Origin of the sequence: Amycolatopsis sp. NPDC049868 (assembly GCF_044461365.1) — a bacterium.
Classification (GTDB): domain Bacteria; phylum Actinomycetota; class Actinomycetes; order Mycobacteriales; family Pseudonocardiaceae; genus Amycolatopsis.
Genome location: NZ_JBITKV010000001.1, coordinates 837,596 through 863,097, shown reverse-complemented (window position 1 = coordinate 863,097; position 25,502 = coordinate 837,596). Strand labels below are relative to the sequence as shown.

The following is a 25,502-nucleotide window of genomic DNA, read 5'->3' as shown; positions in this document are numbered from 1 at the left end:
AGTGCGGGGATGGTCAAGACGGCAGTGGAAATCGCGGCGGCTGTGCGCGCCAAGGAGCTCGACCCGGTCGAGGTGACGCGTGAGGCCTTGGCCCGGATCGAGGCGGCGGACGGGGTGGTCGGCGCGTTTCGCCGGGTCAGGGTCAAGGAGGCGCTCGCCGAGGCCGCCGCTGTCGCCGAACGCGCGGACCTGGCCGATCTGCCCTTGGCCGGGGTGCCGGTCGCGGTCAAGGACGTCGCGCCGATCGAGGGCGAATACGCCTCGTGGGGGTCACGCGCGGGTTCGTCGACGCCATCCACAGAGGACGGTGAGATAGCGCGGCGGCTTCGTGCCGCCGGTGCGGTGATCGTCGGCCTGACCCGGGTGCCGGAGCTGTGCATCTGGCCGTCGAGCGACGATCCGGACGGGACGGCGCGAAACCCACGTAACCCGTCGTACGCCGCCGGCGGTTCGTCGGGTGGGAGTGCCGCGGCTGTCGCTGCCGGGCTCGTGCCCATCGCGCACGGCACCGACGGGTTGGGCTCGATCCGTCTGCCGTCCGCGATGTGCGGGATCGTCGGTCTCAAACCGGGTAAGGGCGTGGTCCGTGTACCGGGGGAGACCGGCTGGTTCGGCCTGTCCACGCACGGCCCGATGACGACCACGGTGGCAGACGCCGCCGTGCTGATGTCGGTCCTCGCCGAACAGCCCGGCTTGGCGGACCTCACCGACCCGAAGCCCTCCCGCATCGCCCTGTCGACCCAGGTCCCGTTGACGAGGGCGCCGCTGCCGCGCGCGTTCAGCCGGGCCGTCACGCGGGCCGGAGACCTGTTCCGCGCGGCTGGGCACACCGTCGTGCCCGGAACACCGCGGTACAGCGCCGGAGCGATCGGCGGCCTCCTCGCGCGCTGGGTCGCGGGTCCGGCCGAGCAAGCGGCGGAGTTCGATCTCGGCGCACTCCAGCCCCGCACCCGTACGCACGTCCGGCTCGGGCGGCTGATGGCCAAGCGTGTTCGGGAGACCACCCGTGAGCGCTGGCTGGAGCGGGCCGAAGAGTTCTTCGCCGATCACGATGTCCTGGTCACCCCCATGATCGCGACTCTCCCGCTCAAGGCACGCACGTGGCATGACAGCCGGTGGATCGCCAACGTGCTGCCGTCGGTGCGCGTGGCGGGTTTCGCCGGGCTGTGGAATCTCGCGGGCTATCCGGCGATGTCGGTGCCGATCGGCGTGCATCCTTCCGGCATCCCGGCCTGCGTTCAGCTCGTCGCCGCGCCCGGTGGGGAAGCGCTCCTGCTGGGCCTCGCCGCCCAGCTCGAAGCGGCCAATCCCTGGCCACGCACCACCGGCTCCTGACCACGTCCGAAAAGAGAGCAAGGGACCTTCGCTATCACTTTCCCAAAGAGAGTGACAGCAAAGGTCCCTTGCTACTTCGCGCTGGTCAGGAGGCGGTTTTGGCCGGTGACGGCTTCTGCCCGTTCGCCTTCGGGCCGTTCTGCTCGCTCTGTCCGTTCTTCGGCGCAGCGGCGGCAGGCGCCGAAGAAGCGGGCTTGGCGGGAGCGGGTTTGGCGGTGGCCGGAGCGGCGGCCTTCGACGCGGGCGGCTCGGCCGGCTTACCCGCCGGCTTCGTCTCCTCGGCCTTGCTGTCGCCGCCGACGAGCTTCGAAGCGTGGGGGATCACCGACTCCTCGGGCAGCGCCGCGAGCATCGCCTCGCTGCCCTTCAGCACCTCGTCGGCCTGCATCAGGCTCTTGCGGGCCTGTTCACGGATCTCCGCCAGCCGCTCGACCTTCCGCTGGGCGGCCGTCGTGCGCTGGGCGGCTGTCGTCGTGGCCTCGTCGAGCCGGCGCTTGGCCTCGGCCGTCGCCTCGTCGATGCGGCGCTTGGCCTCCGCGGTGGCCTCCGCGATCCGGCGTTCGGCCTGGTTCTTGCTGGCCGTCTGCTGGTCGGTGATGTGCTTCTCATGCGACGCCCGCTGAGCCGCGATCGTCTGCTCGAACTCGCGCTCGATCTTCCGGCGCTTGCGCTCGGCCTCGTTGTCCAGCAGCTCCCGGCGCTGGGCGGCCTCGACGGTCAGCCGCTGGACCTCGGCTCGCGTTTCGGCGAGTGCGGATTCGTGCTCGGAGTGCAGCGCGTCCGCCTGCTTGTCCAGTTCGGCGACGAGCCGGGTGTAGCGCTCGCGGAGCTTCTTCGAGGCCTCACTCGAAGAAGCCCAGTGCTTCTCGGCGGCGACTTCGGCACGCTTCGTGATCTCGTCCGCGCGCGCCTGCGCGAGCGTGACGGTGCGCTGCATCCGCTCGTCGAGGTCTTCGAGCCGCTCCGGTGGCTTCTTCAGCTCCTCGATCCTGGCGTTCAGCTTCGCCACCTCGTGGCGGACGGTTTCGAGTTCGCGCGTGGCCGAGGTCGCCTGCGCGATCGCGGCGTCGCGGTCGGTGATCACGCGATGCAGCTGGGCTTCGAGATGATCCAGATACTGGCGCACTTCGTTCCGGTCGAAGCCATGCCAGGCCTGGGTGTACTCGCGCCGCAGGGGCAACAGGCCGTTGTCTCGCTCGGGAACCATGGCCACGACGGTACCTGCGTACTCGGGGTCGCCGTTGTCAGGCTTGGCGATTCACCGACGTGTGTCGTCTTTCAGCTGCGTTCCCTCACCTGAACGGCCGCCACCCGTGTGCGCAGTGTCACCAATGGAAGCCGCGGCTGAGCCGGGCGAGCGCCATCGCCGCGCGGGACAGATGCTGCTCGCCCTTCCCGATTTTGAGTCCGCCTTCGCCGCCCGCGGCCGCGGAATCCGGGAACACGCGGAATCCTTGGTAGGCCACGGCATCCGTGAGCCCCGGCGTGAGCGTGTACGCGAGCCCGATCGCCTGCCCGGCGGGTGTGCCGATGTGCTTCGGACGTTCCCGCAGCGCCTTCATCACCATGTCCGCGGCCTGATCCGGGGATTTGGTCGGGAACGCGTCGTAGATCTTCGTCGGCCGGATCATCGGCGTGCGCACGAGTGGCATGTGGATGGTCGTGAAGGTGATTCCGTCGCCGTGGGTCTCGGTCGCGGCGATCCGGGAGAAATAGTCCAAAGCGGCCTTCGACGCCGCGTACGCCGAAAAGCGCGGCGCGATTCCCTGCACGCCGATCGACGAGACGTTGACGATATGCCCGAATTTCCGCTCGGACATATGCGGCAGCACCGCGAGGATCAGCCGCACCGCGCCGAAGTAGTTGATCGCCATCGCGCGTTCGTAATCGTGGAACCGGTCGTACGACAGTTTGATCGACCGCCGGATCGAGCGGCCGGCGTTGTTCACGAGCATGTCGATCCGGCCGTGTTCGGCGAGCATCGCGTCGACGGCCTTGTGCACCGATTCCTCGTCGGTCAGGTCGGCCGGGTACACCGACGCCGTGCCGCCCGCGGCGATGATCTCGTCGCGCACTTCTTCGAGTTCGTGCCGGCGCCGCGCGACGAGCAGCGGCACTCCGCCGGCGGCCGCGACCTTGATCGCGGTCGCGCGGCCGATACCCGAAGACGCGCCGGTGATGATCACGCGACGGCCGTCCAGTTCGCCGCGAGGGCCGTGCTTGCGCGCGCGGAACGGGTCGAGGTGCTCGCGCCAGTAGCGCCACAGGGTGGGCGCGTAGTCCTCGATCCGGGGCACCTCGACACCCGAGCCGATGAGCGCCTTGCGCGTCGACGCCGACGAGAACACCGAGGGGAAGGCCATGGTCTCCAACAGCACCGGCGGGATGCCGAGCCGCTCCATCACGGCGTCGCGCGCGATCGTGAAGCCGGGGATGTGCTCACTCAGCTTCACCAGGTTGACGATGCCCTTGGACACGCGTTCGTTGAGCTGCACGGAGATGGTCGGCGCGCCCGCGGCCTTCGCGAAGGCGTTGTAGACCGAGACGACCGGCTGGGGCTCCGGGTTGACCAGGTGGAACGCGCGCCCGTCGAGACCCTTCATGGTGACCAGGGCGTTCAGCGACTCGGCGACGTAGTCGACCGGGACGACGTTGGTGTCGCCGAGGTCGGGGCCGACGATCGGCACGTCGGGCAGCCCGGCCAGCCTGCTGATCGCGGGGAACAGGTAGTACGGGCCGTCGATCTTGTCCATCTCGCCGGTCTCGGAGTTCCCGACGACGACCGCGGGCCGGTACACCCGCCAGGGCACGTCCTGCTGTTCGCGCACGAGGCGCTCCGCCTCGAACTTCGTGCGGTGGTACGGCGTGAGAAGCCGCTGGCCGACGTCGAACATCTCCTCGGTGAACATGCCTTCGTGGTCACCGGCGACGGCGACCGAGGACACGTGGTGCAGGCAGCCGGCGTTCAGTTCGGCGGCGAGCGCGATCACCTGCGCGGTGCCCTCGACGTTGGCCTTGATGCTGGCTTCGTCGTCGGCGGTGAGGTCGTAAAGGGCGGCGAGGTGCACGACGTGGTCGACGCCGCGAAGCTGCTCTCGGTCCTCTTCGGCGACACCGAGCAGCGGCTCGCCGAGGTCACCGGTGACGAGAGTGACGCGTTCGGGATGCGGCCAGGCGTTCACGAGTTTCGCGAGTTTGTCCCGTGAGGACGCGCGGACGACGAGCGCGACCTTGTCGACGTCGTCCCTGGTGAGCAGTAGCCGGGTGAACTGGCGCCCGATCAGTCCGGTCGCCCCGGTCACCAGAAAAGTCGCCATCAGCCTCACCCTTCACCGTGCTCGCCCGCGTCCCCCGGCATTCTGCTGCATCAGGACGGCGAGGACCACCATGGCGCCGGTGAAGTTACTCACGGGTAACTAGGCCGGGTCGGCGATGACGACCCTGTTCTCGGCGTAGCCGGTCTCCCCGCCGACCCAGCGGCCGCCGCAGGTGACGAGGACTATCCGATGTGGACCGGACTGGCCGAACAGCTCGTCCGCCCGCTGTGGCAGCTCGTTCTTCTTCAGGGTGATCAGCTGGGAGACCTTGTACTGCCAGGACTTCCCGGCTTTGTCGACCACGGTGACGGCGCCGCCGATCCGCTCGGTCCACAGTTCCGCGAACGGGCCCGTCGCGCCCTTCCAGTTCACGTGACCGGCGAACACGCTCGCCCCGGTGGCCGAACTCAGCTCGGCGCCCCACCACGTCACCTCGCCGAGGTTCTCCGGCACCGGAAGCTCCGCGCCCGGCCCGAGTTCCTTGCGTACGAGTTTCGCCGCGCCGCCCGCGGGCAACCGGATCGTCCCCGGCCCCTGCGGTTTCGGGGCTTCAGGTTCCGGTGACGGCGGCGGAGCGGTCGTCGGAGTCGTGGGGACGATGTCCGGCGAAGGTGGAGTCTCCTGCTGTGCGGGCGCGGCGGGGGCGCCACCCGCGACGGAGACGGAGACGGGCTGAGCCGTCCCCGTCACCACGGTCGTCGGCGGCCAGATGAGCAGAGCCGCGACGAGGTCCGCGCACAGGACCGTGACCGCTCCCAGCGCGAACCCGCGTCGTACTGACATTCCTGAATCCTCTTAGCGTCGCGAAGACCGCCGCGCGGCCACGCCCACCATCACCGAACCGAGCAGCGCGAGCGCGCCGACGCCGAGGATGCCGGCGGTCGACGCCGAGTTCTCGACGGTGCCCTGCATCATCGCCACCGGCCGGTCGCCGGCGGGGATGGTGCGCGGTACCTCGTTGGGCGTGTTGGCGACCTTGAGGGCCAGCGTCTCACCCGGCTTGAGTTCGCCGCAGGCGGACGGCGGATTCTTCGGGTCGAACGCGTTCGTGTAACCCGGCGGCGCGCTGACCTCGACCACGCAGATCTCCTGCGGGGTCCGCAGGTTTTCCACGGTGACCACGCCGTTCTCGCCTTCGGTGGTGACGACGGCGGGTTTGCCGTCGGCACCGTTGAGCGGCTTGCCGTCGTGGCCGACGGCGGCGGTGGACTTGTCCTTGGCGGTGATCCGCAGCGCGGCGCCCGCGATGCCCTTGCCGGTCTTCGCGTCGACCTTGGTCACCTGGACCTTGCCCGGTTTCGCGACGACCGCGATCCCTTGGGCCTTCAGTTCCTTCTCGCCGCCGGTCGACACGACCTTCTGCACGCCGGTCTCGACGGGGAACTGCACGTACGGCCGGTCCGCGGGGGCGGACAGCGAGCTGGCCAGCTTCGGCTGATCACCTGTCGGCGTGACCTTGACCGTGACGGTGCCGTCCTCGCCCGTCTTCACCGTGGTGGCCTTCTCGGCCTTGGCGTTCGAGGTCGACGCGGGTTTGGTGTTCTCGCCGCTGTCGATCGTCGCGTTGGACGGCGTGAGCTGCACGGGCACCCCGGAGACGCCCTTGCCCTTGGCGTTCTTGACGCTGATCGTCCACTCGCCCGCGGTGCCGATGTGCTGGTCTTCCTTCGGCGGTGCGATCGCGGTGGTCCACGGACCGCGGTTGGCTTCGGCGTCCTTTGTCAGCTTCTCGACGGCCGTCGCGGCGTCGGCGTGCTGCGCCTTCAGCTTGTCGAGGTGGCTCTGGACGTCGTAGCCGATCTTCTCCGGAGGAAGGCTCGGCTTGAGGTCGTCGGCGGAACGCGGCTTCGACGTCCACGAGTGCAGCAGGTGCGCGAGCGCGGCGGCTTCGGCGTTGTCCTTGGTGCCGCCGTAGCGCAGGAGCAGGTAGGAGATGTTGGCCGCGGTCTCCTCCGGGAGCTTCGCGCCCCATTTGTCGAGGAGTTCGTCGCCGGGCTGGTACTTCTCGTTGGTGTCCGGCGCCTTCAGCTGGAAGGAGACGCAGAACACGTGCTTGCCGTTGACGACGTAAGAGCCCAGCCAGTCGCGTTCCCTGGGCTTGCTGTCTACCGTCTGGCCGGGCGTGACCTGGTAGCCGACGCCCTCCTCCTTGGCTGCCGAGGCCGGTGTCGCCGCGACGGTGGCGGACAAAGCGCCGAGCAGGCATGTCGCGATCAGGCTGGTCAAGGCGCGCGAACGCACGCTCGGGCGTGTGGTCCACCCCATGGTGTGTTGACTCCTTTGGCCGTGCGCTGCCGTCGGCGCCTTTACGTCGACGCAGGTCACACGATCGATAGGTTCCCCGACACGCCTTCGGTGATTATCCGAACACGCAACGTGGAGGGTGGCGTGTGAGCAGCGGTTTTGGCAATAGGGCATCAGGTGGGGTATCGGTGAACGGTCGGTGATCTCCGCCGCATACGGTGTGGGGGATGGGCGCCACGCCGATTGTGAGTAAAGTCGTCTTTACTTCGACGGGAACCGGGCGGCCCACGCGGTCGTTGAACCCGATGCAGGTGCCAGTAGATCCAGGAGGATCAGGTGCGATCCAGTAGCAACCCGGCGTTCCGGAACCTGCCGCGTGGCGCGGCTCAGTACGGACCCAACGTAGGCTTCAACCAACCCCAGGGCGGCGTGCCCGGCTACGGCCCTCCGCAGACCTCCGCCGGCGCCGACGACCGTCCGATGACCGTCGACGACGTCGTCATCAAGACGGCGCTGAGCCTCGGCACCGCGCTGGTGACCGGTGTGCTCACCGCGATCTGGGCGATCAGTCAGCTGCCCACGGACGCCATGGGCCGGATCACCGGTATCAGCGGCGGCGTGATCGGCGCTCTCGTCGGCGGCATGATCGTCGGCCTCGTGATCTCGCTCGTGATCATCTTCAAGCAGAAGCCGAGCGGCCCGCTCACACTGGCGTACTCGGCGGCCGAGGGTGTCTTCCTCGGTGCGATCAGCGGCCTTTTCGAGGCGCTGTACCCCGGTATCGCGCTGCAGGCGATCATCGGCACCGCGGGTGTCTTCGTCGCGATGTTGGTCGTCTACAAGACCGGCGCGGTCAAGGTCACCCCGAAGCTGACGAAGTGGATCATCGGCGCCGTCGTCGGCGTCGCGATCCTGATGCTGGTCAACCTCATCACCAGCTTCTTCGGCTTCAACCCGCTGCGTGACGGCGGACCGATCGCGATCATCTTCAGCCTCGTGGTGATCGGTGTCGCGGCGTTCAGCTTCCTGCTCGACTTCGACCAGGCCGACCGGATGATCCGCGAAGGCATGCCGTCGAGGTGGGCGTGGTTCGCCGCTTTCGGTCTCATGACCACGCTGGTCTGGCTGTACCTCGAGATCCTGCGGCTGCTGTCGTACTTCCAAAACGACTGACGCGGTTTCTCCACGGAAGGGCGCTCCGGGCGATCGGGGCGCCCTTTTTCGTTGCCGCGAATACGCTGACCCCATGACCGAGCACAGCGGCGAGCCCGCCAGGCCGAGGCGTTCCAAATGGTTCTGGCTGGGCATCCTGCTGCCGGTCGCGATCGTGGTGCTCAGCGCGTCGTCCTGGATCGTCGGATATCTCTCCAACACCGACGACGTCCGGGTGGGCGACTGCTACGCGGTCACCACCTTCGGTGACGTCGACGAGGATCCGGCCAAGGCGGACTGCGGCTCCGTCGAGGCCAACGCGAAGGCCGGGGCGAAGACCGACGCCGGCGGCGCGTGCCCGGCGGGCGAATACGATCAGCTCACCGTCGACAAGACGTTCGCCTCGTATCGGCTCTGCATGATGATCAACGCGAAGCAGGGCGACTGCCTCGAGAACTTCCTCGCCGACAGCGTGGCCTATCAGAAGGTGCCCTGCTCGGACCCCGCCAAGGACGCCGAGGTCCTGAAAGTGGTCGATGGTGTCGCGACCTGTGACGACACGGAAGCCACCCATCTCAAGAGCTACTCGACACCGCCCTCGACGGTCTGCGTGAAGAGCCTCAAATAGCGACCTCGACCAGGGGCTCTCACTCTTTCGGGGACCTGGATGGCGGGCCTGATCACGGTACGTGTTTGATACCGAGGTTCTCATTCCTCTTCACGCCTGTGAGGTTTCTCGGTGACCACTTCCCAGCCGGCCCCTGGGGGCCAAATGCCGGTGGGACAGCCCGACGTTTTCGGTCAGCCGTCTGCACCCAAGAAGTCCAAGCTCGGTTGGCTGCGCTTCGCCATTCCGGTTCTCGTCGTCGTGATCGGCGGCGGCCTGTTCCTCTTCAACTACTTCACCGGGACGGGCAACGCCCAGGCCGGTGACTGCCTGAGCGTGACCGAGTTCTCGCGGGCGGCCGACGATCCGAAGAAGATCGATTGCGGCGCGCCGGAGGCGAACGTCAAGATCGGTGCCCGCGTGGGCGGCAGCGAGTCCTGCCCGGAGGGCGACTACGACACCATCTCGATGACCGGCCGGATTTCTTACAAGTTGTGCCTGGTCATCAACGTCAAACAGGGCGACTGCCTCAAGGGCTTCAACTCGCAGACCGCCGGCTACCAGAAGGTGTCCTGCACCGACTCCGCCAAGGACGCGGAAGTGGTGAAGGTGGCCAACAGCGCGGACAAGGCGTCCTGTGAGGGCACCGAAGCCACGAAGGCGGCGACGTACTCGACGCCGCCGACCACGCTCTGCTTCAAGACTGCGTAGTCAGCCCAAGCGCGTGAAGGCCCCCTTTCCTCGGCTCAGTCGAGGAAAGGGGGCCTTCACGCGTGCCGGTGGTAGCAAGGGACCTTTGCTACCACCGCCATCCGGCCGCGTGGGAGCCGCCGTTCGTCGCACAGTGTGGGACGGGCTGCGATCGGGCGGTCACCGGTCCTAACGTTGTTCGTCCCCAACCCCGCCGATCGACTGGAGTCCTGGTGGCGACGACGGAAACCCAAGCCGGTGAGAAGAAGCTCCTCGACTTCCCGACCTCTTGCGCCGCCCCGGTTCCGCAGCCGGAGGAGCCGGTCAAGGTCGTGCCGCTGGCGGTCGCGGGCGCTCTCGCGGTCGGGCTGACCTGGTACGTCTGGGCCGCGCACGGCGCGAAGTTCGGCGTGCTGCTCATCCTCGGCCTGCTGCTCGGCCTCGCGCTCTTCCACTCCCGTTTCGGGTTCACCTCGGCCTGGCGTCAGCTGATCGCGGTCGGGAACGGCCAGGGTCTGCGGGCGCACACGCTGCTGCTCGGCACGGCCGCGACGTTGATCGCGCTGATCGTGGGCACCGGCTCCGGGCTCTTCGGCAGCACACCGAAGCCGACCGCGGGCGGGCTGGGGCTCGCGTTGTTCGTCGGCGCGACGATCTTCGCCATCGGCATGCAGCTGGGCGGCGCGTGCGCGTCGGGAACGTTGTTCGCCGTCGGTTCCGGGCAGTCGACGATCGTGCTCACCCTCGGCGGCTTCATCACCGGATCGGTCCTCTACACATGGGCGTACCCACTGCTGTCGGGCTGGCCCGAGTTCAAGGGCGTCCTGCTCGCGGATCACGTCGGCTGGTTCGGTTCGTGGGTGATCACCGTCGCCGTCCTCGCCGCGATCGTGCTGGGGACCCGGTTCGTGCAGAAGCGCCGCAACCCGCCGCCGGTCGACGTCGTCCCGACCGCGCGCGGGTTCGCCCGGATCTACCGCGGCTCATGGCCGATCCTCGTCGGCGCCGTCGTCCTCGGCGTGCTGGCGGGTGCGGTCTTCCTGGTCTCCGGCGGGATCTGGGGTGTCACGAGCGCGTTCAGCCTGTGGGGCGCCAAGATCCTGCAGGTGTTCGGCCTGCACCCCGAGACCTGGGAGTTCTGGCGGATCAAGGCGAACGCGGCTTCGCTGGCCGCGCCGATCTGGAAGGACAAGAACAGCCTCACCGACATCGGCATCATGATCGGCGCGGGGGTCGCGGCCGCGGCGGCGGGCGCGTGGAAGATCCACAGCTCGATCCCGTGGCGGACCGCCGTGGCCGCGGTGCTCGGCGGGATCCTGATGGGCGTCGGCGCGCGGATGGCGGGCGGCTGCAACATCGGCGCCTACCTCGGCGGTATCTCGGTCGGCAGTCTGCACGGCTGGCTGTGGGGTGTCTTCGCGCTCGGCGGCACCTGGATCGGGCTCAAGCTGCGGCCGCTGTTCGGTCTCGGTAATCCGGCTCCGACCGACAGCGTCTGCTGATCACTCTTCGTGACATCTCGTATGCGGGCCTGCCCTTTCGGCCCGTATACGGGGAAAAAGTTGGCAGGTAAAACCCGTGTTCGGCTACCCTCGGCTACATACCTGAGCTTGCGCCCTAATGCACAAGCTCAGTTGGGGAAGGCCCGGCGCCGCGCCGGGCGTCGATCCGTAGTCGCGACCACGGGGGTTGTCGCGTCCACTCAGTTACAGGGGACGGACTTTTCATGTCAACGCAAAGCCCGGCCGCACCGGGCGGCGACAAACTCGACGCCGGTGTGCTCAAGGTCGCCGGCGTCGTCATCCTCGGCGCGATCATGGCGATCCTCGACACGACGGTCGTCAACGTCGCGCTCCAGAAACTGACCATCGAGTTCCAGACCTCGTTCGACACCATCCAGTGGATCGCGACCGGCTACATGCTCGCCCTGGCGACGGTCATCCCGATCACCGGCTGGGCTTCGGACCGGTTCGGCACCAAGCGGCTCTACATGACCGCGATCGGGCTGTTCCTGATCGGCTCCATGCTCGCCGGTATGGCCTGGGACGTCGAATCGCTGATCATCTTCCGGGTTCTGCAGGGCTTCGGCGGCGGCATGCTGATGCCCGCCGGCATGACGATCCTGACCAGGGCCGCGGGCCCGCACCGGATCGGGCGCGTGATGGGCGTGCTCGGGGTGCCGATGCTGCTCGGCCCGATCGGCGGCCCGATCCTCGGCGGCTGGCTGGTCGACGCGGTGAGCTGGCGCTGGATCTTCTACATCAACGTGCCGATCGGCCTGATCACCATGGCGCTGGCCTGGCGTGTGCTGCCGAAGGACCGGCCTGAGCCCAGTGAGCGGTTCGACTTCATCGGCATGCTTATGGTGTCGCCGGGTCTTGCGGCGCTGATCTTCGGCGTTTCGAACATCCCGTCGGCGGGTGGCGTCGGCGCGGTCGACGTCTGGCTGCCCGCGCTCGCCGGGATCGCGTTGCTGGTGGCGTTCGTGTTCCGGGCGAACCGGGTCGCGAATCCGCTGCTCGACCTGAAGTTGTTCAAGAACGGGTCGTTCACCGTCGCGATGGTGACGATGACCTTCTTCTGCGTCGCGTTCTTCGGCGCGATGCTGCTCCTGCCGACGTACTTCGTGCTGGCGCGCGGTGAAACGGCGATGAACGCCGGTCTGCTGCTCGCCCCGCAAGGGTTCGGCGCGATGCTGACCATGCCGATCGCGGGCAGGCTCGCGGACAAGATCGGCGCGCGGAAGATCGTGCTGCCCGGTCTCGTGCTGATGCTCGCCGGGCTGATCGCCTTCACCCAGCTCTCCGCGACGACGCCCTACTGGCTGCTGCTTTCGGCGCTGTTCGTGATGGGGCTCGGCATGGGCGCGACGATGATGCCGATCACCTCGGCCGCGTTGCAGACGCTCAAGTCGGAGGACATGGCGAAGGCGTCGACGGCGACGAACATCTTCCAGCAGACCGCTGGGGCGATCGGGTCGGCGGTGCTGTCGATCATCCTGGCGGCGCTGCTGGCCGGGAAGTTCGGCGTGCCGACCGCGCAGGGGCAGCTGGCCGCGACGGCCGCGGTGGCGAACCCTGCGACGCGCGAAGCGGCTTCGGGGCTGACCGCGGACGCGTTCTCGACGACGTTCCTGTGGTCGATGATCCTGCTCGCGCTGTGCCTGATCCCGGCGGCGTTCCTGCCGAAGACCAAGCCCGCCATGCCGGAGGGCGCGGCCGGCGGTGAGGTCGCGGCGCCGCCGATCATGACCCACTAGGGCCCGAAAAAGGAGCAAGGGACCTTTGCTACCACCCGCTTAGCGTGGCTAAGTAAGCGGTAGCAAAGGTCCCTTGCTCTCTTTGTGCAGGTCAGCGGGTCAGGAGAGGCGCTCCAGCACCATCGCCATGCCCTGGCCACCACCGACGCACATCGTCTCGAGGCCGAACTGCTTGTCGTGGTGCTGCAGCGAGTTGATCAGCGTCGAGGTGATCCGCGCGCCGGTCATGCCGAACGGGTGGCCGACCGCGATCGCGCCGCCGTTGACGTTCAGCTTGTCGAGGTCGATCCCGAGGTCCTTGTACGACGGGATGACCTGCGCGGCGAACGCCTCGTTGATCTCGACGAGATCGATGTCGCCGATGGACATCCCGGCGCGCGCGAGCGCCCGCTTCGACGCCTCGACCGGGCCGTAGCCCATGATCTCCGGCGACAGCCCCGAAACGCCGGTCGAGACGACGCGGGCGAGCGGCGTGAGACCGAGTTCCTTCGCCTTGGTGTCGGACATGATGATCACCGCGGCGGCGCCGTCGTTGAGCGGGCAGCAGTTGCCCGCGGTGATCCGGCCGTCGGGGCGGAAGACCGGCTTGAGGCCGGAGACGCCTTCGAGGGTGACACCGGCGCGCGGGCCGTCGTCCTTCGAGACCACCGTGCCGTCGGGCAGGGTGACCGGCGTGATGTCCTTGGCCCAGAAGCCGTCCGCGATGGCCTTCTCGGCGAGGTTCTGCGAGCGGACGCCGAACTCGTCCATCTCCTCACGCGAAACGTTCTTCAGCCGCGCCAGGTTTTCGGCGGTCTGGCCCATCGCGATGTAGACGTCCGGCAGGGCGCCGTTCTCGCGCGGGTCCGTCCAGCCCTCGGCGCCCTCGGCCGCCACCTGCGCGGTGCGGGCCTCGGCGTCGGCGAACAGCGGGTTGTGCGTGTTCGGCCAGGAGTCCGAGCTGCCGTTGGCGAAGCGGGAAACCGTCTCGACGCCGGCGGAGATGAACACGTCGCCTTCGCCAGCCTTGATCGCGTGCAGCGCCATGCGGGTGGTCTGGAGGCTCGAGGAGCAGTATCGCGTGATCGTGCAGCCGGGCAGGTGGTCGTAGCCGAGTTCGACGGCGACGGCGCGGCCCATGTTGAAACCCTGCTCGCCGCCGGGGAGACCACAGCCCAGCATGAGGTCTTCGATCTGCGTCGGGTCGAGTTCGGGGACCTTGTCGAGCGCGGCGCGGACCATCTGCACGGTGAGGTCGTCCGGGCGGATGCTCACCAGCGATCCCTTGCCGGCGCGGCCGATCGGGGATCGGGCGGTGGAGACGATGACGGCTTCGGGCATGGAACGACACTCCCTTGTTCTCGATCCAGACGCGCTAAGCGGGTGCTCACCTCGCATCCTCCACCGGAGAGAGGTGCGGGTCAAAGGCGAACGCGATCCACGCCACTCTCCGAAAGTGCGGTTCTCACGCCGCCCGGTTGAGTGGACACATCGCGACCTGCGGCGTTTAGGCTGTGGGAGTGGAATACGTCGAGCACATCGTGGACCTCGTGGGCAACACCCCTCTGGTCAAGCTGAACGCACTGGCCGAGGGGCTGCAACCGCTCATCCTGGCCAAGGTCGAGTACGTCAACCCCGGCGGCAGTGTCAAGGACCGCATCGCGCTGCGGATGATCGAAGCCGCGGAGCGTTCCGGTGAACTGAAGCCCGGCGGCACCATCGTCGAGCCGACGTCCGGCAACACCGGCGTCGGGCTGGCCATGGTGGCGCAGCGCAAGGGTTACAAATGCGTGTTCGTCTGCCCGGACAAGGTCAGCGAAGACAAGCGCAACGTGCTCAAGGCCTACGGTGCCCGCGTCGTGGTCTGCCCGACGGCGGTGGCGCCGGAGCACCCGGACTCCTACTACAACGTCTCCGACCGCCTCGTGCGCGAGATCGAGGGCGCCTGGAAGCCGAACCAGTACGCCAACCCCGAGAACCCCGCCAGCCACTACCACTCGACCGGCCCGGAGCTCTGGAGCCAGACCGAGGGCAAGATCACGCACTTCGTCGCGGGCGTCGGCACGGGCGGCACGATCTCGGGCACCGGCAAGTACCTCAAGGAGGTCAGCGACGGACGCGTCCAGGTCATCGGCGCCGACCCCGAAGGCTCGGTGTACTCCGGCGGGACCGGGCGGCCGTACCTGGTCGAGGGCGTCGGCGAGGACTTCTGGCCGGACACCTACGACCGCGGCATCGCCGACCGGATCATCGCGGTGTCGGACGCGGACTCCTTCGACATCACCCGCCGTCTCGCGCTCGAAGAGGGCCTGCTCGTCGGCGGTTCGTGCGGCATGGCCGTCGCCGCCGCGCTCAAGCTCGCCGAGGGCCTCGGCCCGGACGACGTCGTCGTCGTGCTCCTGCCCGACGGCGGACGTGGCTACCTCACCAAGGTGTTCAACGACAGCTGGATGTCCTCCTACGGCTTCCTGCCGCCGGACTCCAGCGGCGCGACCGTCGGCGACGTCCTGATGAAGAAGAGCGGCTCGCTGCCCAGCCTCGTGCACAGTCACCCGAACGAGACCGTCGCCGAAGCGGTGGCGATCCTGTCGGAGTTCGGCGTCAGCCAGATGCCCGTGGTCAGCGCGGAGCCGCCGGTCATGGCGGCCGAAGTCGTGGGCGCGGTCAACGAGCGCGACCTGCTCGAAGCGCTCTTCACCGGCAAAGCCCAGCTCGCCGACCGGCTTGAGCAGCACATGTCGCCTCCGCTGCCGACCATCGGCGCTGGTGAGCAGGTCAGTGCGGCGATGAACGCGCTCTCGGGTGCCGACGGCGCGCTGGTGCTGGTCGACGGCAAACCGGCGGGTGTCGTCACCCGGCACGACCTGCTCGCGTTTCTCGCGGGACGGTAAAGAAGCATTTCATCGGATGGTCGGGCCGGGGCGTTACGAGCGGCCCACCCGGCTATCCGATAGCGTGTCGGGTGAGTTGAACTTTTATGTCCTCGTCAAGGGGGTTCAAGACCCAAATGAGTGCTCCGCAGCCACCGAATCAGCCTTGGGGTGGCGCCCAGCCACCGCAGGGACCCCCGAGTGGCCCTCAGCCGCAGCAAGACAACCCGTTCGGTTCCCCGGAACCGACCCAGGTGGTGCAGCCCGCCCAGCCGGCCCAGCCCGACTACGGGCAGCCGCAGTACGGGCAGCAGCCTTCCCATGAGCAGCAGGGCGGCGGGTTCGGCGACACGCCGGAGCCCACGCAGGTCGTGCAGCCGGTCCAGCCGGGTTCCGGCGACGCGAACGCGACCCAGGTCGTGCAGCCGGTGAGCGGTGGCGGGGAAAGCCCCACCGCCGAGTCCACCCAGCTCGTGCCGCCGGGTTCGCAGCCGCCCGCCATCCCGTACGCCCCGCCGCCGAGCGCGGCCGACAACCCGGCCGCCGGTGCCTACGGCGCCCAGGGTGGCGGCTTCGGTCAGCAGCAGGGCTTCGGCGGGCCCCAGCAGGGCGGGTTCGACCCGTCGCAGGGCCAGCAGCAGCCTGGTTTCGGCCCGCCGCAGCAGGGCTTCGGCGGGCCGCCGCAGGGCGGCTTCGGCCAGCAGCCCGGTTTCGGCGGGCCACCGCCGGGCTACGGCGCCGCGGGAGCCGGCGGCGGTGGGAACCAGATGTTCGGGTTCATCGCCGGTGGCGTCGTGGCGTTGCTCGGCCTGATCGCCTTGATCGTGTCGTTCGTCTACTTCGGTGACGCCAGCGACTACTCGAAGATCTTCGACAGCGCTCCGAACCAGGAACAGATCGACAAGTTCCTCGACGAGGCCGGTGTGGCCGGTCCGGGCGCCACGTGGTTCTACGTGATCATGCTTCTGGTCGGATCGCTCGTTTCGGTCGCCGGCGGTGTGGGGCTCGCCCTCGCGGGCAAGCTTCCCGGCACGGTGAAGAAGATCGCGCCGATCATCGTCGCCGCCGGTGGCGCGCTGCTGGTGCTGTTCGGCGTCCTCCTGCTCATCGGCTCGACTCCGTCGTCGGACTTCCTGGACAAGCTGCCGCCTTCCGCCAGGGAAGGCGCCGGTATCGGCGGTGGCCTGCTGCACCTGCTTCTCGGCATCGTGATCCTGATCGTCGGTGTGCTGGGCCTGATCCCGGCCACCGCGCAGTTCGTCGGCCTCGGTGGCGGCGGTTCGGTGCTGGGTGCCCCGCAGAGCGGTCAGCCCGGTGGTTTCGGCGGTCCGCCGCAGGGTGGCTTCGGCCAGCCGGGTCAGCAGCCGGGCCAGCCGGGACAGTTCGGGCAGCCGCAGCCGGGTGGCTTCGGTCAGCCCGGACAGCCCGGTCCGTCTTCGGGTGGTTTCCCGCAACAGGGTCAGCCCGGTGGTTTCGGGCAGCAGCCGGGCCAGCAGGGCCCGCCCAGCGGCGGGTTCGCCCAGCCGGGCCAGCCGCCGCAGGGTGGTTTCGGCCAGGCTCCGCAGCAGCCCGGCGGTTTCGGGCAGCAGCCCGGGCAGCAGGGGCCGCCCAGCGGTGGTTTCGGCCAGCCGGGCCAGCAGCCCGGTCAGCCCCCGCAACAGTGGTGATTTCCCGCCACTGAACGGTTTCGTTCGGAACACCCCCGGCCCGTGGCCGGGGGTGTTTCGTTTTCGCCGGGGTATGCCGATTCGCCTGCCACGGCCAGGGCCCGCGGGCTAGGGTGAGCGCCGTTAACCCACACCTGGCCCGACGGGAGCGACGTGACCGGTCCGTACGGATATCCCGCCCAACAGCCCGGACCGCCAGGTTTCGGGTATCCCGCACCGCAGGCCAAACCGTCCGGGGCGACGGCGATCATCGCCGCGGTGCTCGGGCTCGTCGGGGCCCTCGCGTCCGGTTTCATCCCGATCCGCTACTTCATCGAGCTCCCGTCGGGGTTCAGCCTCTCGAATCTGCCCGGCTTCGCGCTCGTCGAGCTGGTGCTGTACCTGGTCGCCGCGCTGTTCCTGCTGATGGGCGCGTTGACGACGTTCTTCCGTTCGCTGATCGGCGCGATCCTGCTGATCCTCGGCTCGCTGCTCGCCATCCTGGCCGTCGTGCTGGAGCCGATCGCGTTCCGCGTGCCATACCGGATCCATCTCGACATCCTGCTCCGGTTCGCGACCATCGACGGCGTTCTCCGGCTGGCGATGGTCGTATTCGGATTGGTGGCGCTGCTGCTGGCGGTGCTCCCGCCGACGTTCAGGTACCTGCGCTGGCGGCCTGCCCCGGTGCAGCCGTATCGGCCGCAGAATCAGTTTCCCCAGCAGGGTGGATGGTGAGATCCTGAGCCGTCCGGCTCGGCTTGGGGGAGTTCGATGAGTCAGCAGCAGTCTCCGGGGACCGCGATCGGCGCGGCCGTCCTCGCCTTCCTGTGCGGCATGCGGTACTTGTCCGAGGCGGGCACCTTCGTCGGGCAGCTCGCCTTTCTCGAGCCGGCTCCCCAGTACTTCGTCGGAACGGCGTGGAACGGGGTACTGACGGCGACCCTGTTCGTGGGCGGTGTCCTGTTGCTGCTGCGCAGGAGAATCGGCCGCACCCTCGTCGCCGCCGGGGCGGGGCTCGCGCTGGTGGCCACGCTCCTCGCGAACGGCGCGGTCAGCGCCTACTTCTTCGCCGAAATGGACGGAGAGGAGCTGGTGACGGGTGAGATCGTCGCGTTCGTCCTGTTCGTGATGACCTTCTCCGCGCTGGTGCTGTCGGTGATCAGGCCGACCTCGGACTGGCTGGAGGGACGGCGGCGTGACGACGAAGAGCCGTCGAAGCATGACCGGCTTCCCGGCTGGTAGCCGGGAGCGAGGACTGAAACAGGGGGAGAAATGACTTTCCAGCACTACCCGCCGCAGGGCGGATACCCCGCACCCGGTGCCTATCCGCCGCCGGGGATGGCGCGGCAACCGAGCGGCGCGACCGGGATCATGGCCGGCATCTTCGCGATCCTCGGCGGGCTCTGGTTCCTCGCCGGGGTCGTGTCCCACGTCATCGAGCTCTCCCATTTCGTCATTTCGTTCCTCGTGATCGGGGCGGCTCTGGACCTCGTCAGCGCGGCTCTGCTCCTGGGCGGCGGGATCATGCTGCTCCTGCGCAAGCGCGCCGGGCGGGTGCTCACCGTGATCGGAGCCGCGTCCGCGATCGGTTTCGTGGCGCTGGCCTTCCTGCTCCGGGCGATCGACTCGCATTTCCACTTCTCGTACAGCGGGGTGTTGCTGAACTTCGGCTTCGGCATGACCCTCTTCGTGGTCTTGATCCCGGCGATCGTGACCCTCGTGCTGGCGCTGATCCCGCCGACGGCGCGCTGGCTGGCGGCCAAGAACACGGCCGCCGGTGCCGTGCAGCCGCCGAACTTCGGGTATCCGCCGCAGCCCGGGTACCCGCCCGCTCCCGGTGCCCAGCAGCAGGGACAGCCACCCGCGCAGTGGTGAGTTCAATCCCAGACGATGGGATCTCGAGTGGGTGGCCGTACCCTTGGGGGTATGGCCGACGACTACTCTCTGCTGGGCTTCGAGACGCGCGCGATCCACGCCGGGCAGACCCCTGATCCCCGGACCGGCGCGGTCATCGTGCCGATCTATCAGACCTCGACTTACGTGCAGGACGGCGTCGGCGGCACACGCGAAGGCGACTACGAGTACTCCCGCACCGCGAACCCCACGCGCACCGCGCTGGAGGTCGCGCTCGCGGCGCTCGAAGGCGCGCGGCACGGCCTGGCGTACGCGTCGGGGATGGCGGCCAGTGACGTCCTGCTGCGGGCGACCCTCCGGCCCGGAGATCACCTCGTGCTCGGCAATGACGCGTACGGCGGCACGTTCCGGCTGATCGACAAGGTGCTCAGCCTGTGGGGCGTCGAGCACACGGTCGCCGACCTGGGGAACATCGCCGAGGTCCGCGCCGCGATCCGGCCGGAGACGAAGCTGATCTGGTGCGAGTCGCCGACGAACCCGATGCTGGGGATCGCCGACATCGCGGCGCTGGCCGAGGTCGCGCACGGCGCCGGTGCCCGCCTGGTCGTCGACAACACCTTCGCCACCCCGTACCTGCAGAACCCGCTTTCGCTGGGGGCCGACGTCGTCCTGCACTCGACGACCAAGTACCTCGGCGGGCACTCCGACGTCGTCGGCGGCGCGATCCTGACGAACGAGGACGAATTGCGCGAGCAGCTGTTCTACCTGCGCAACGCCGCGGGCGCGGTGCCCGGCCCGTTCGACGCGTGGCTGACCCTGCGCGGGATCAAGACGCTCGCGCTGCGGATGGAGCGGCACAGCGACAACGCCGAACTGATCGCCCGGATGCTGCTGAAGCACCCGAAGGTCGAGCGTGTCTACTACCCGGGCCTGCCGGAGCACCCCGGCCACGAGGTCGCTTCGAAGCAGATGCGGCGCTTCGGCGGGATGATCTCGTTCACCCACGTCGACGGCGAGCAGGCCGCTCTCGAAGCCGCGTCGAAGACGAAGCTGTTCATCCTCGCCGAGTCGCTGGGCGGGATCGAGTCGCTCATCGAACACCCGGGCCGGATGACCCACGCGAGCACCGCCGGGTCCACCCTGGAAGTGCCGGACAACCTGCTGCGCCTGTCCGTCGGCATCGAGGACGGCAGCGACCTGGTCGCCGATCTGGCCAAGGCCCTGGGCTGACCGCCGCCGAGCCCAGAGAGTGAGCAAGGGACCTTTGCTGTCGTTCGCGTAGCCATGCTAAGCAAATGACAGCAAAGGTCCCTTGCTCCTTTCGCGCTGGTCAGCGCGGTGTGGTGGGAGGAAGCGCCCGGTTACGGGCGGAAGTTGCTGGGTGTGGCGCCGCTCTTCGCGTCCGCCTCGTGCGAAGTCCCCTGCGGCGCGGCGGGCAGTTCCGAGCCGTCGACGCAGCCGCCGACGAGCTCGATGTGGTTGTCGTGCCGGATGTACTGGCCCGGATCCACGCAGCCGGCGCGGTCGACCGTGTAGACGGCGGCGCCGGTCAGCAGCGCGGCCGAGGTGAGTGCCAGCACGACCGGGAGCATCCCGGCGGAGCGGGTCGCCCGGACCCTGCCGATGTTCCCCCGTGCCATGTGAGCTCCCTGGTCGCCTTCGCCGACGCCGTCAAGAGTACCCGGACCGCGAACTTGTCACGTGACGTATCCGTCAGGTGGCATCATCCGGCCGCGGATCGGCCTCGAATGTCCGAGTCCTAAGTGGACGGCTGGCCGGTGATCGCGGCGACCGCGAGTTCTCGTTCGGGCTCGCCGACCTCGGGCAGGGTGAACCGCAGAGCCCGGATGTGACCGAGGAGTTCGGGGTCGGGAGCGACATCGTGCTCGCGCAGGTAGTAGGCGACCGCGCCCGGCCAGTACCACCGGCCGTCCGTGCGGAAGTTCAACGGCACCAGCGGTTCCCTGTCGGGGTCGAAGGCGTCGGCGTCGTAACTCCGCGACGCCAGCACGACCGGCGCGCCGTCGAGGTACTCCAGCACCCGGTCCCGCTCTGCCGGGGACAGCGGCTCGCGGTTCACCACCGGGTGCCCCGACTCGTCGAGGCCGTCGTGCACCCGCGGGACGCGCAGTGCCTCCGGGGTTTCGGCGAGCGGAGTCGCCACCGAGGGTTCGGCCGACGGCGCGGCGTCGAGCCCGGCTCGCTGCCGCAGCCAAGCCGGGATGCTCTGCTCGGCGCGCGGGAAGAACCGTAGTTCGTCCTGGAAACCGATCTGTGGCGGCGCCTGCCGCCACGGCGGCTCCACGTCCGCGAGGAAATCCGTGCTGAGCACGGTCGCCGAACCGTAGACCAGGATCGCGCTCAGCCAGGTCCCGCGGCCGGGCTGGTACATCCCCGCCCGCAGGTTCCCGAGCAGCTGCACGGCTTCCGGGCTCGGCTGCACCGGACGTGGCAGCCCGTCCAGACCGGTGACGAGCAGGTCGACCTCGACATGCCTGCCCGCCGCCCGGTACTCGACGCGCATCTGCTGCCAGCCGGGCGGCAGCGGCGTCGCGAGGGCATGGCCGATCTGCCAGACGAGCTGCTGTTGCTGCTGCTGGTTCAACGGCACTTGTGGTCGGCTCATGTCCCCTCACTCACGCGACTTGCGAACTCACTGGGTCTGGGCACCCGAGGCGGCCAGACCGCGTTTGAACCATTCCGGCATGAACGCCTCGCCGCGGGGGAACCGTTCCTGCTCCAGCGCGAACTCGTCCGGGGACGGGTACGGCTGGAAGTCGGGCTCGTTCTGCCAGTTGTACTGCACCCGGAATCGGGACGGGGGTTCGATGACGAGCCTGGCCGAGAACCAGGTTCCTTCGCCTTCCTGGTACATCCCGCCGCGCAGCCGCTGGAACATCCGCCACGTCTCGACGGACGGCTCCCACACCTGATAAGTGCCGTTCGGATCGAGCACGCCGACCGCGACGTCGATGTTCTTGCCGACCACCCGGTAGTCCAGCACCACCTCACGCCAGCCCGGCGGCAATGCACCGACCACGGACAAGGTGATCTCGCCGAGAAGCTCGTTCTGGGCGATGGGGTCGAGCTGAGGCCATTGAGCAGCCATCCGGTACATCCTCCTCGTGGTCACCGCTGGAATAACGGTGTCCCATCATGGCACGCTGCGGGTCAGGCCCGTGTGTCCCGCGCGTGCTCCAGTTGTGCGCCCTCGGTGAGCAGATTCCTCAGCCACGGCGGGATGTGCTCGTCGTCGCGCGGAAAGGCTTCCAGGTCGCGGGTGAAGGTCGCCGGGTGCAGCGGGGGCCACCATTCCGGGTCCTCGTCGAAGTTGAACGAGAACTCCGGAGCCGCGCTTTTTTCGAGCACCAGCGTCGCCGAGAACCAGGTACCGCGATCCTGTTCGTACATCCGGTCCCGCAACTCGCGAAAGCCTCCGCGCACTTCGGCGGGCAGATCAATGTCCCCGTTCCGGCCGTCGGCCAACCGGATTTCGGTGGCGTAGTCGTAGGCCAGCACCGTCGCGGAAACCTTGAGCTTGATCCGCGCCCAGCCCTCGGGTGCGGCCTTCGCCAGCGCGGACACGATGCCGTCAATGAGCTCGTCCGTCATGACGATCCTCCGTGCCCCTTGTAGCGGTCCCGCGGACCGTAGTTCACCTTGGACGGATCATTCGGGAAGTCCCGTTGTTTCGTCTCGCGGGAGAGCTCGATCGGTTTGCCGTCCGGGCCAGGGACGGGATCGCCGTGTTCGTCGACCTTGTACACGACTTCCTGCCAGCGCATCGTCACGTTCTCCGGAACGCCGTTGCTGTCGCCTTCCATCCGGACCTGATAGTTCTCGATCTCCTGGCCGGGCCGTTCGGCGAACTTGCCGAGCTCGACCTCCTGCGCCCGCCACGACGCGTCGTAGATCCAACCATCCTTGTAGTTACCGCTGTTGGAGCCGGCCATCTGGGGATGCATGTTGATGTACTCGCCGGGGCCACCCATCTCGTTCGCCGCGAGGTGACCGCCCGCCCAGCGGACAGGTTTGTGCTCGTCTCCGTAGTCGGGATGGTTCTTGTAGGCCTTCTTGCCTTCGGCGTTGGACCTGTCCTGCGAAGCCTGGTCCCGGAAGTCCTCGTTCTGCCCACGGAAGGCCGGGTCGCCGGTCATGGCCGTCGGCTTCCCGTTCGCGCCGACCTCGAAGGTCCACGCCTTGTCGGGGTCGTTGAAGTTGGGCACCCGGTATTGCGTGCCGGGCTGCAGCGGGTAGCGCAGGTCGGGGTTGTGGAACGGCTCCTTGGTACCAGGAGTCGCTTCGACATGCGTCACCTTGCCATCGGCGTCGGTGAAGAACCGGGTGGTCGCACCGTTCTTGTACTCGACCTTGTACTCGGCGTCGCCCGCGAGCGGCTTCTCCCCGCGGAGGGCCTGCGGGACCCCTTCGGAGTCCAATTTGGAGTTCTTGGTGCGAGGTTCCACCTCGTCGATGACACGAGGCGAATCGACCGGATCGTGTCCGTCCGGCCGGTTCCGTTGCCCGGTGAACTCCGAGTCGTCCCGCCGGTTCCAGTCGGCGAAGCGCTCGTTGAACTCCGGCGAGTCGCGGCTGATCGTCCGGGGCTTGGGAACGTCGTCGTACGGCGGATGACCGGCGTCGTCGCCGTCACCGCGGCTGCGGGCGCTGTCGGCGTCCACGTCCTGCTTGTCCGCGTGCGACGTGTCCGGGGTGAAGCCGTCGTCGCTCGCGCGGCGGGCGGTGCCGTCGGGACTGTGGACGTCCCATTCGCCGTTCGGCGGGATCTTGGGCCGGGGACGGCCGTCGGGGCCGATCTCGTAGTCGGACGAGAAGACGCGCCCGTTCGAGTCGGTCCACGCCGGCTTGCTCGGCGCCATCACCTCGGTGTCGAGCTCGCGCGACAGACGGCGCGCGAAGTCGTTCGAGCCGGCGTCACAGCCGATCAGCCGGATCGGGCGGCCGTCGTAATCCCCGTTGCGGCGCAGGATGTCCGCGAACTCCTCCGGGGTGTAGGTGCGGTTGCCGATGCGGGCGTGGCCGTCCGGTGTGACGTGCACGTCGACGGTGTAGCGGCCGTCCGGATCCGGTTGGACCCGGTGCGGCAGATCGCCCATGTCCGCGTCGCCGCGGTGGTACGAGCTGCCCGCGGGCGTGCCTTCGGAATGCCGCTGGTTGACCTCGTCCGGTGTCAGCGGACGATCCGGCTCGCCGTCGGGGCCACGGTCGTGCGGCGGACCGTCGGGGTGGCCGTTCGGGTCCTGGCGCGGGCCGTGCCCGTCGGGGCCGTGACCGTCCGGCGAATGCGGCGGCCCGGAGTGGCCCCCGGGGCCTCGGCCGCCCGGGCCGGTGTTGCCGGGACCGGTGCCGCCTGGCCGGTTGCCGGGGCCGTGCGTGCCCGGCGAACCGGGGGTTCCGGTGTGCGGCTGGGCACCGGGACCGAACTCGTTGCCACGGGCGACCGGCTGCGGCTGATGCGGCTGGTTCGGCCGTCCGCCGGGGCCGGTCTGACCGGGACCGCGGCTGGGGCCGGTGTGGGTGTCGGGCGTGCGCGGGGCGTGCGGGTCCGGGGTGCGCGGCGAACCGGGCGTGCCCGTCCAGCCGCCACCTTGCGGCCTGCCGCCGGGCGAACCCGGAGTGCCGCCGGGGGTGCCGCCCGGAGCGCCTTGCGGCGGCATGCCGCCGGCGACCGGCTGACCCTGCGGCGGGACACCGGGCGAACCGTCGCCGCCGGTGCCGCCGCGCTGCGAAGGCATATGCGACGGGCCGGCGTCGCCGAGACGCGGTGCCGTGGGCGCGGTGCCGCTGGTGGTCGTGCCGCTGTCGGTCGGCCTCGTGGGGCTGCCGCCGTCGTTGCCGCCGTGGTGGCCGGGCGACGAGTCGGAACGAGGAGTGGGCGAACCGCCGCCGTCACCGCCGTGCGTCCGGGGCGAGCCGCCGCCGTCGCCGGTGTGGCTGGGCGAGCCGCTGTCGGTCCGGGCGTGCGGGGCGGGCGAGCCGCCATCGGGCGTGTGGCTCGGGGAGCCGCTGTCGGCCCGCGTGTGCGGAGCGGGGGAACCGCTGTCGGCACGGGTGTGCGGGGTGGGGGAGCCGCTGTCCGGTGTGTGGCTCGGGGAGCCGCCGGTGTCCGCGCGGTTCGGGCTGGGCGAGCCGCCATCGGACGCGCGGTTCGGGGTGGCGGAATCTCCGGGAGAGCCACCGTCGGATCGGGTGTGCGGCGTCGACGTGTCGGAACGGGCGGTGCTGGGGGAACCATCACCGCCGGCGGAGTTTCCGTCCGAAGTGGACGGTCCGTCGCCGGTGCGGTGGGGAGAGCCGCCGTCGGAGCGGGTGGACGAGCCGCCACCGTCTCCACCGCGGGTGGTGTTCGACGGGGTGTCTCCGCTGGATCCGCCGTTCGAGCCGGAATCGTTGGGGCCGCTGTTGGTGTCGCCGGAGTTGCCTCCGGGGTTGTCGTTGGGGCCGCTGTTGGTGTCGCCGGAGTTGCCTCCGGGGTTGTCGTTGGGGCCGCTGTTGGTGTCGCCGGAGTTGCCTCCGGGGTTGTCGTTG

21 protein-coding genes and 1 pseudogene are annotated in these 25,502 nt (G+C 69.0%); 12 read left to right on the top strand and 10 right to left on the bottom strand.

Annotation, left to right across the window (positions count from 1 at the left end):
* Positions 1-9 precede the first annotated feature (9 nt).
* Positions 10-1,335 carry an amidase gene (locus ACIBTM_RS04230; RefSeq protein WP_395875106.1) on the top strand — a complete coding sequence of 442 codons (1,326 nt, stop codon included), beginning with the start codon at positions 10-12 and terminating at the stop codon, positions 1,333-1,335.
* A gap of 85 nt (positions 1,336-1,420) precedes the next feature.
* On the opposite strand, the gene ACIBTM_RS04225 is transcribed toward ACIBTM_RS04230, so the two are convergent.
* The 4 genes from ACIBTM_RS04225 to ACIBTM_RS04210 all read right to left on the bottom strand — a co-directional run bounded on the left by ACIBTM_RS04225 (position 1,421) and on the right by ACIBTM_RS04210 (position 6,917).
* Entirely contained in the window at positions 1,421-2,542 is a 1,122-nt protein-coding gene (locus ACIBTM_RS04225) for a cell division protein DivIVA (RefSeq protein ID WP_395875105.1), read from the bottom strand.
* A gap of 118 nt (positions 2,543-2,660) precedes the next feature.
* Positions 2,661-4,652: an SDR family oxidoreductase gene (locus ACIBTM_RS04220; protein ID WP_395875104.1), complete on the bottom strand. Its 1,992-nt coding sequence runs from the start codon at positions 4,650-4,652 to the stop codon at positions 2,661-2,663.
* A 99-nt stretch (positions 4,653-4,751) separates the two neighbouring features.
* On the bottom strand, positions 4,752-5,435 hold the full coding sequence (locus tag ACIBTM_RS04215; protein WP_395875103.1) for a class F sortase: 684 nt from the start codon (positions 5,433-5,435) through the stop codon (positions 4,752-4,754).
* Between the two features lie 12 nt (positions 5,436-5,447).
* Complete coding sequence (locus ACIBTM_RS04210) at positions 5,448-6,917, bottom strand: SpaA isopeptide-forming pilin-related protein (RefSeq protein ID WP_395875102.1); 1,470 nt, start codon at positions 6,915-6,917, stop codon at positions 5,448-5,450.
* Positions 6,918-7,232: 315 nt separating this feature from the next.
* On the opposite strand from ACIBTM_RS04210, the gene ACIBTM_RS04205 reads away from it, so the two are divergent.
* The 5 genes from ACIBTM_RS04205 to ACIBTM_RS04185 all read left to right on the top strand — a co-directional run bounded on the left by ACIBTM_RS04205 (position 7,233) and on the right by ACIBTM_RS04185 (position 12,604).
* The gene (locus ACIBTM_RS04205) at positions 7,233-8,069 is read left to right on the top strand and encodes a Bax inhibitor-1/YccA family protein (RefSeq protein ID WP_395875101.1); all 837 of its coding nucleotides are present in this window, start codon (positions 7,233-7,235) and stop codon (positions 8,067-8,069) included.
* Positions 8,070-8,142: 73 nt separating this feature from the next.
* Positions 8,143-8,676, top strand: a complete 534-nt coding sequence (locus ACIBTM_RS04200) for a hypothetical protein (protein WP_395875100.1) — start codon at positions 8,143-8,145, stop codon at positions 8,674-8,676.
* 111 nt (positions 8,677-8,787) lie between these two features.
* Positions 8,788-9,366 carry a hypothetical protein gene (locus ACIBTM_RS04195; RefSeq protein WP_395875099.1) on the top strand — a complete coding sequence of 193 codons (579 nt, stop codon included), beginning with the start codon at positions 8,788-8,790 and terminating at the stop codon, positions 9,364-9,366.
* A 212-nt stretch (positions 9,367-9,578) separates the two neighbouring features.
* Positions 9,579-10,847, top strand: a complete 1,269-nt coding sequence (locus ACIBTM_RS04190) for a YeeE/YedE family protein (RefSeq protein ID WP_395875098.1) — start codon at positions 9,579-9,581, stop codon at positions 10,845-10,847.
* A 224-nt stretch (positions 10,848-11,071) separates the two neighbouring features.
* On the top strand, positions 11,072-12,604 hold the full coding sequence (locus tag ACIBTM_RS04185; RefSeq protein ID WP_395875097.1) for a DHA2 family efflux MFS transporter permease subunit: 1,533 nt from the start codon (positions 11,072-11,074) through the stop codon (positions 12,602-12,604).
* A 99-nt stretch (positions 12,605-12,703) separates the two neighbouring features.
* Here the strand turns inward: ACIBTM_RS04185 and ACIBTM_RS04180 are convergent, their stop codons facing one another.
* The gene (locus ACIBTM_RS04180) at positions 12,704-13,924 is read right to left on the bottom strand and encodes an acetyl-CoA C-acetyltransferase (protein ID WP_395875096.1); all 1,221 of its coding nucleotides are present in this window, start codon (positions 13,922-13,924) and stop codon (positions 12,704-12,706) included.
* Between the two features lie 179 nt (positions 13,925-14,103).
* On the opposite strand from ACIBTM_RS04180, the gene ACIBTM_RS04175 reads away from it, so the two are divergent.
* From ACIBTM_RS04175 to ACIBTM_RS04150, 6 genes are all read left to right on the top strand, one after another.
* The gene (locus tag ACIBTM_RS04175) at positions 14,104-15,474 is read left to right on the top strand and encodes a cystathionine beta-synthase (RefSeq protein WP_395875095.1); all 1,371 of its coding nucleotides are present in this window, start codon (positions 14,104-14,106) and stop codon (positions 15,472-15,474) included.
* A gap of 233 nt (positions 15,475-15,707) precedes the next feature.
* Positions 15,708-17,120, top strand: a complete 1,413-nt coding sequence (locus tag ACIBTM_RS04170) for a hypothetical protein (protein ID WP_395875094.1) — start codon at positions 15,708-15,710, stop codon at positions 17,118-17,120.
* A gap of 153 nt (positions 17,121-17,273) precedes the next feature.
* A complete protein-coding gene (locus ACIBTM_RS04165) occupies positions 17,274-17,834 on the top strand; it encodes a hypothetical protein (RefSeq protein WP_395875093.1) in 561 nt (186 codons plus the stop codon).
* 36 nt (positions 17,835-17,870) lie between these two features.
* Positions 17,871-18,341, top strand: a complete 471-nt coding sequence (locus ACIBTM_RS04160) for a hypothetical protein (protein ID WP_395875092.1) — start codon at positions 17,871-17,873, stop codon at positions 18,339-18,341.
* Between the two features lie 30 nt (positions 18,342-18,371).
* Positions 18,372-18,974 carry a hypothetical protein gene (locus tag ACIBTM_RS04155; protein WP_395875091.1) on the top strand — a complete coding sequence of 201 codons (603 nt, stop codon included), beginning with the start codon at positions 18,372-18,374 and terminating at the stop codon, positions 18,972-18,974.
* Between the two features lie 51 nt (positions 18,975-19,025).
* Positions 19,026-20,183, top strand: a complete 1,158-nt coding sequence (locus ACIBTM_RS04150) for a cystathionine gamma-synthase (protein WP_395875090.1) — start codon at positions 19,026-19,028, stop codon at positions 20,181-20,183.
* Between the two features lie 131 nt (positions 20,184-20,314).
* On the opposite strand, the gene ACIBTM_RS04145 is transcribed toward ACIBTM_RS04150, so the two are convergent.
* The 5 genes and pseudogenes from ACIBTM_RS04145 to ACIBTM_RS04125 all read right to left on the bottom strand — a co-directional run.
* Positions 20,315-20,593: a hypothetical protein gene (locus tag ACIBTM_RS04145; protein WP_395875089.1), complete on the bottom strand. Its 279-nt coding sequence runs from the start codon at positions 20,591-20,593 to the stop codon at positions 20,315-20,317.
* 119 nt (positions 20,594-20,712) lie between these two features.
* Positions 20,713-21,579 (bottom strand): ferredoxin, encoded by an 867-nt coding sequence (locus ACIBTM_RS04140; protein ID WP_395875088.1) that lies wholly within the window; start codon positions 21,577-21,579, stop codon positions 20,713-20,715.
* A gap of 27 nt (positions 21,580-21,606) precedes the next feature.
* Positions 21,607-22,062 (bottom strand): hypothetical protein, encoded by a 456-nt coding sequence (locus tag ACIBTM_RS04135; RefSeq protein ID WP_395875087.1) that lies wholly within the window; start codon positions 22,060-22,062, stop codon positions 21,607-21,609.
* A 62-nt stretch (positions 22,063-22,124) separates the two neighbouring features.
* Positions 22,125-22,565, bottom strand: a complete 441-nt coding sequence (locus ACIBTM_RS04130; protein ID WP_395875086.1) for a hypothetical protein — start codon at positions 22,563-22,565, stop codon at positions 22,125-22,127.
* A pseudogene (locus tag ACIBTM_RS04125) lies at positions 22,562-25,502 on the bottom strand (hypothetical protein); the annotation flags it as partial. The pseudogene ACIBTM_RS04125 and the gene ACIBTM_RS04130, both read right to left, overlap by 4 nt.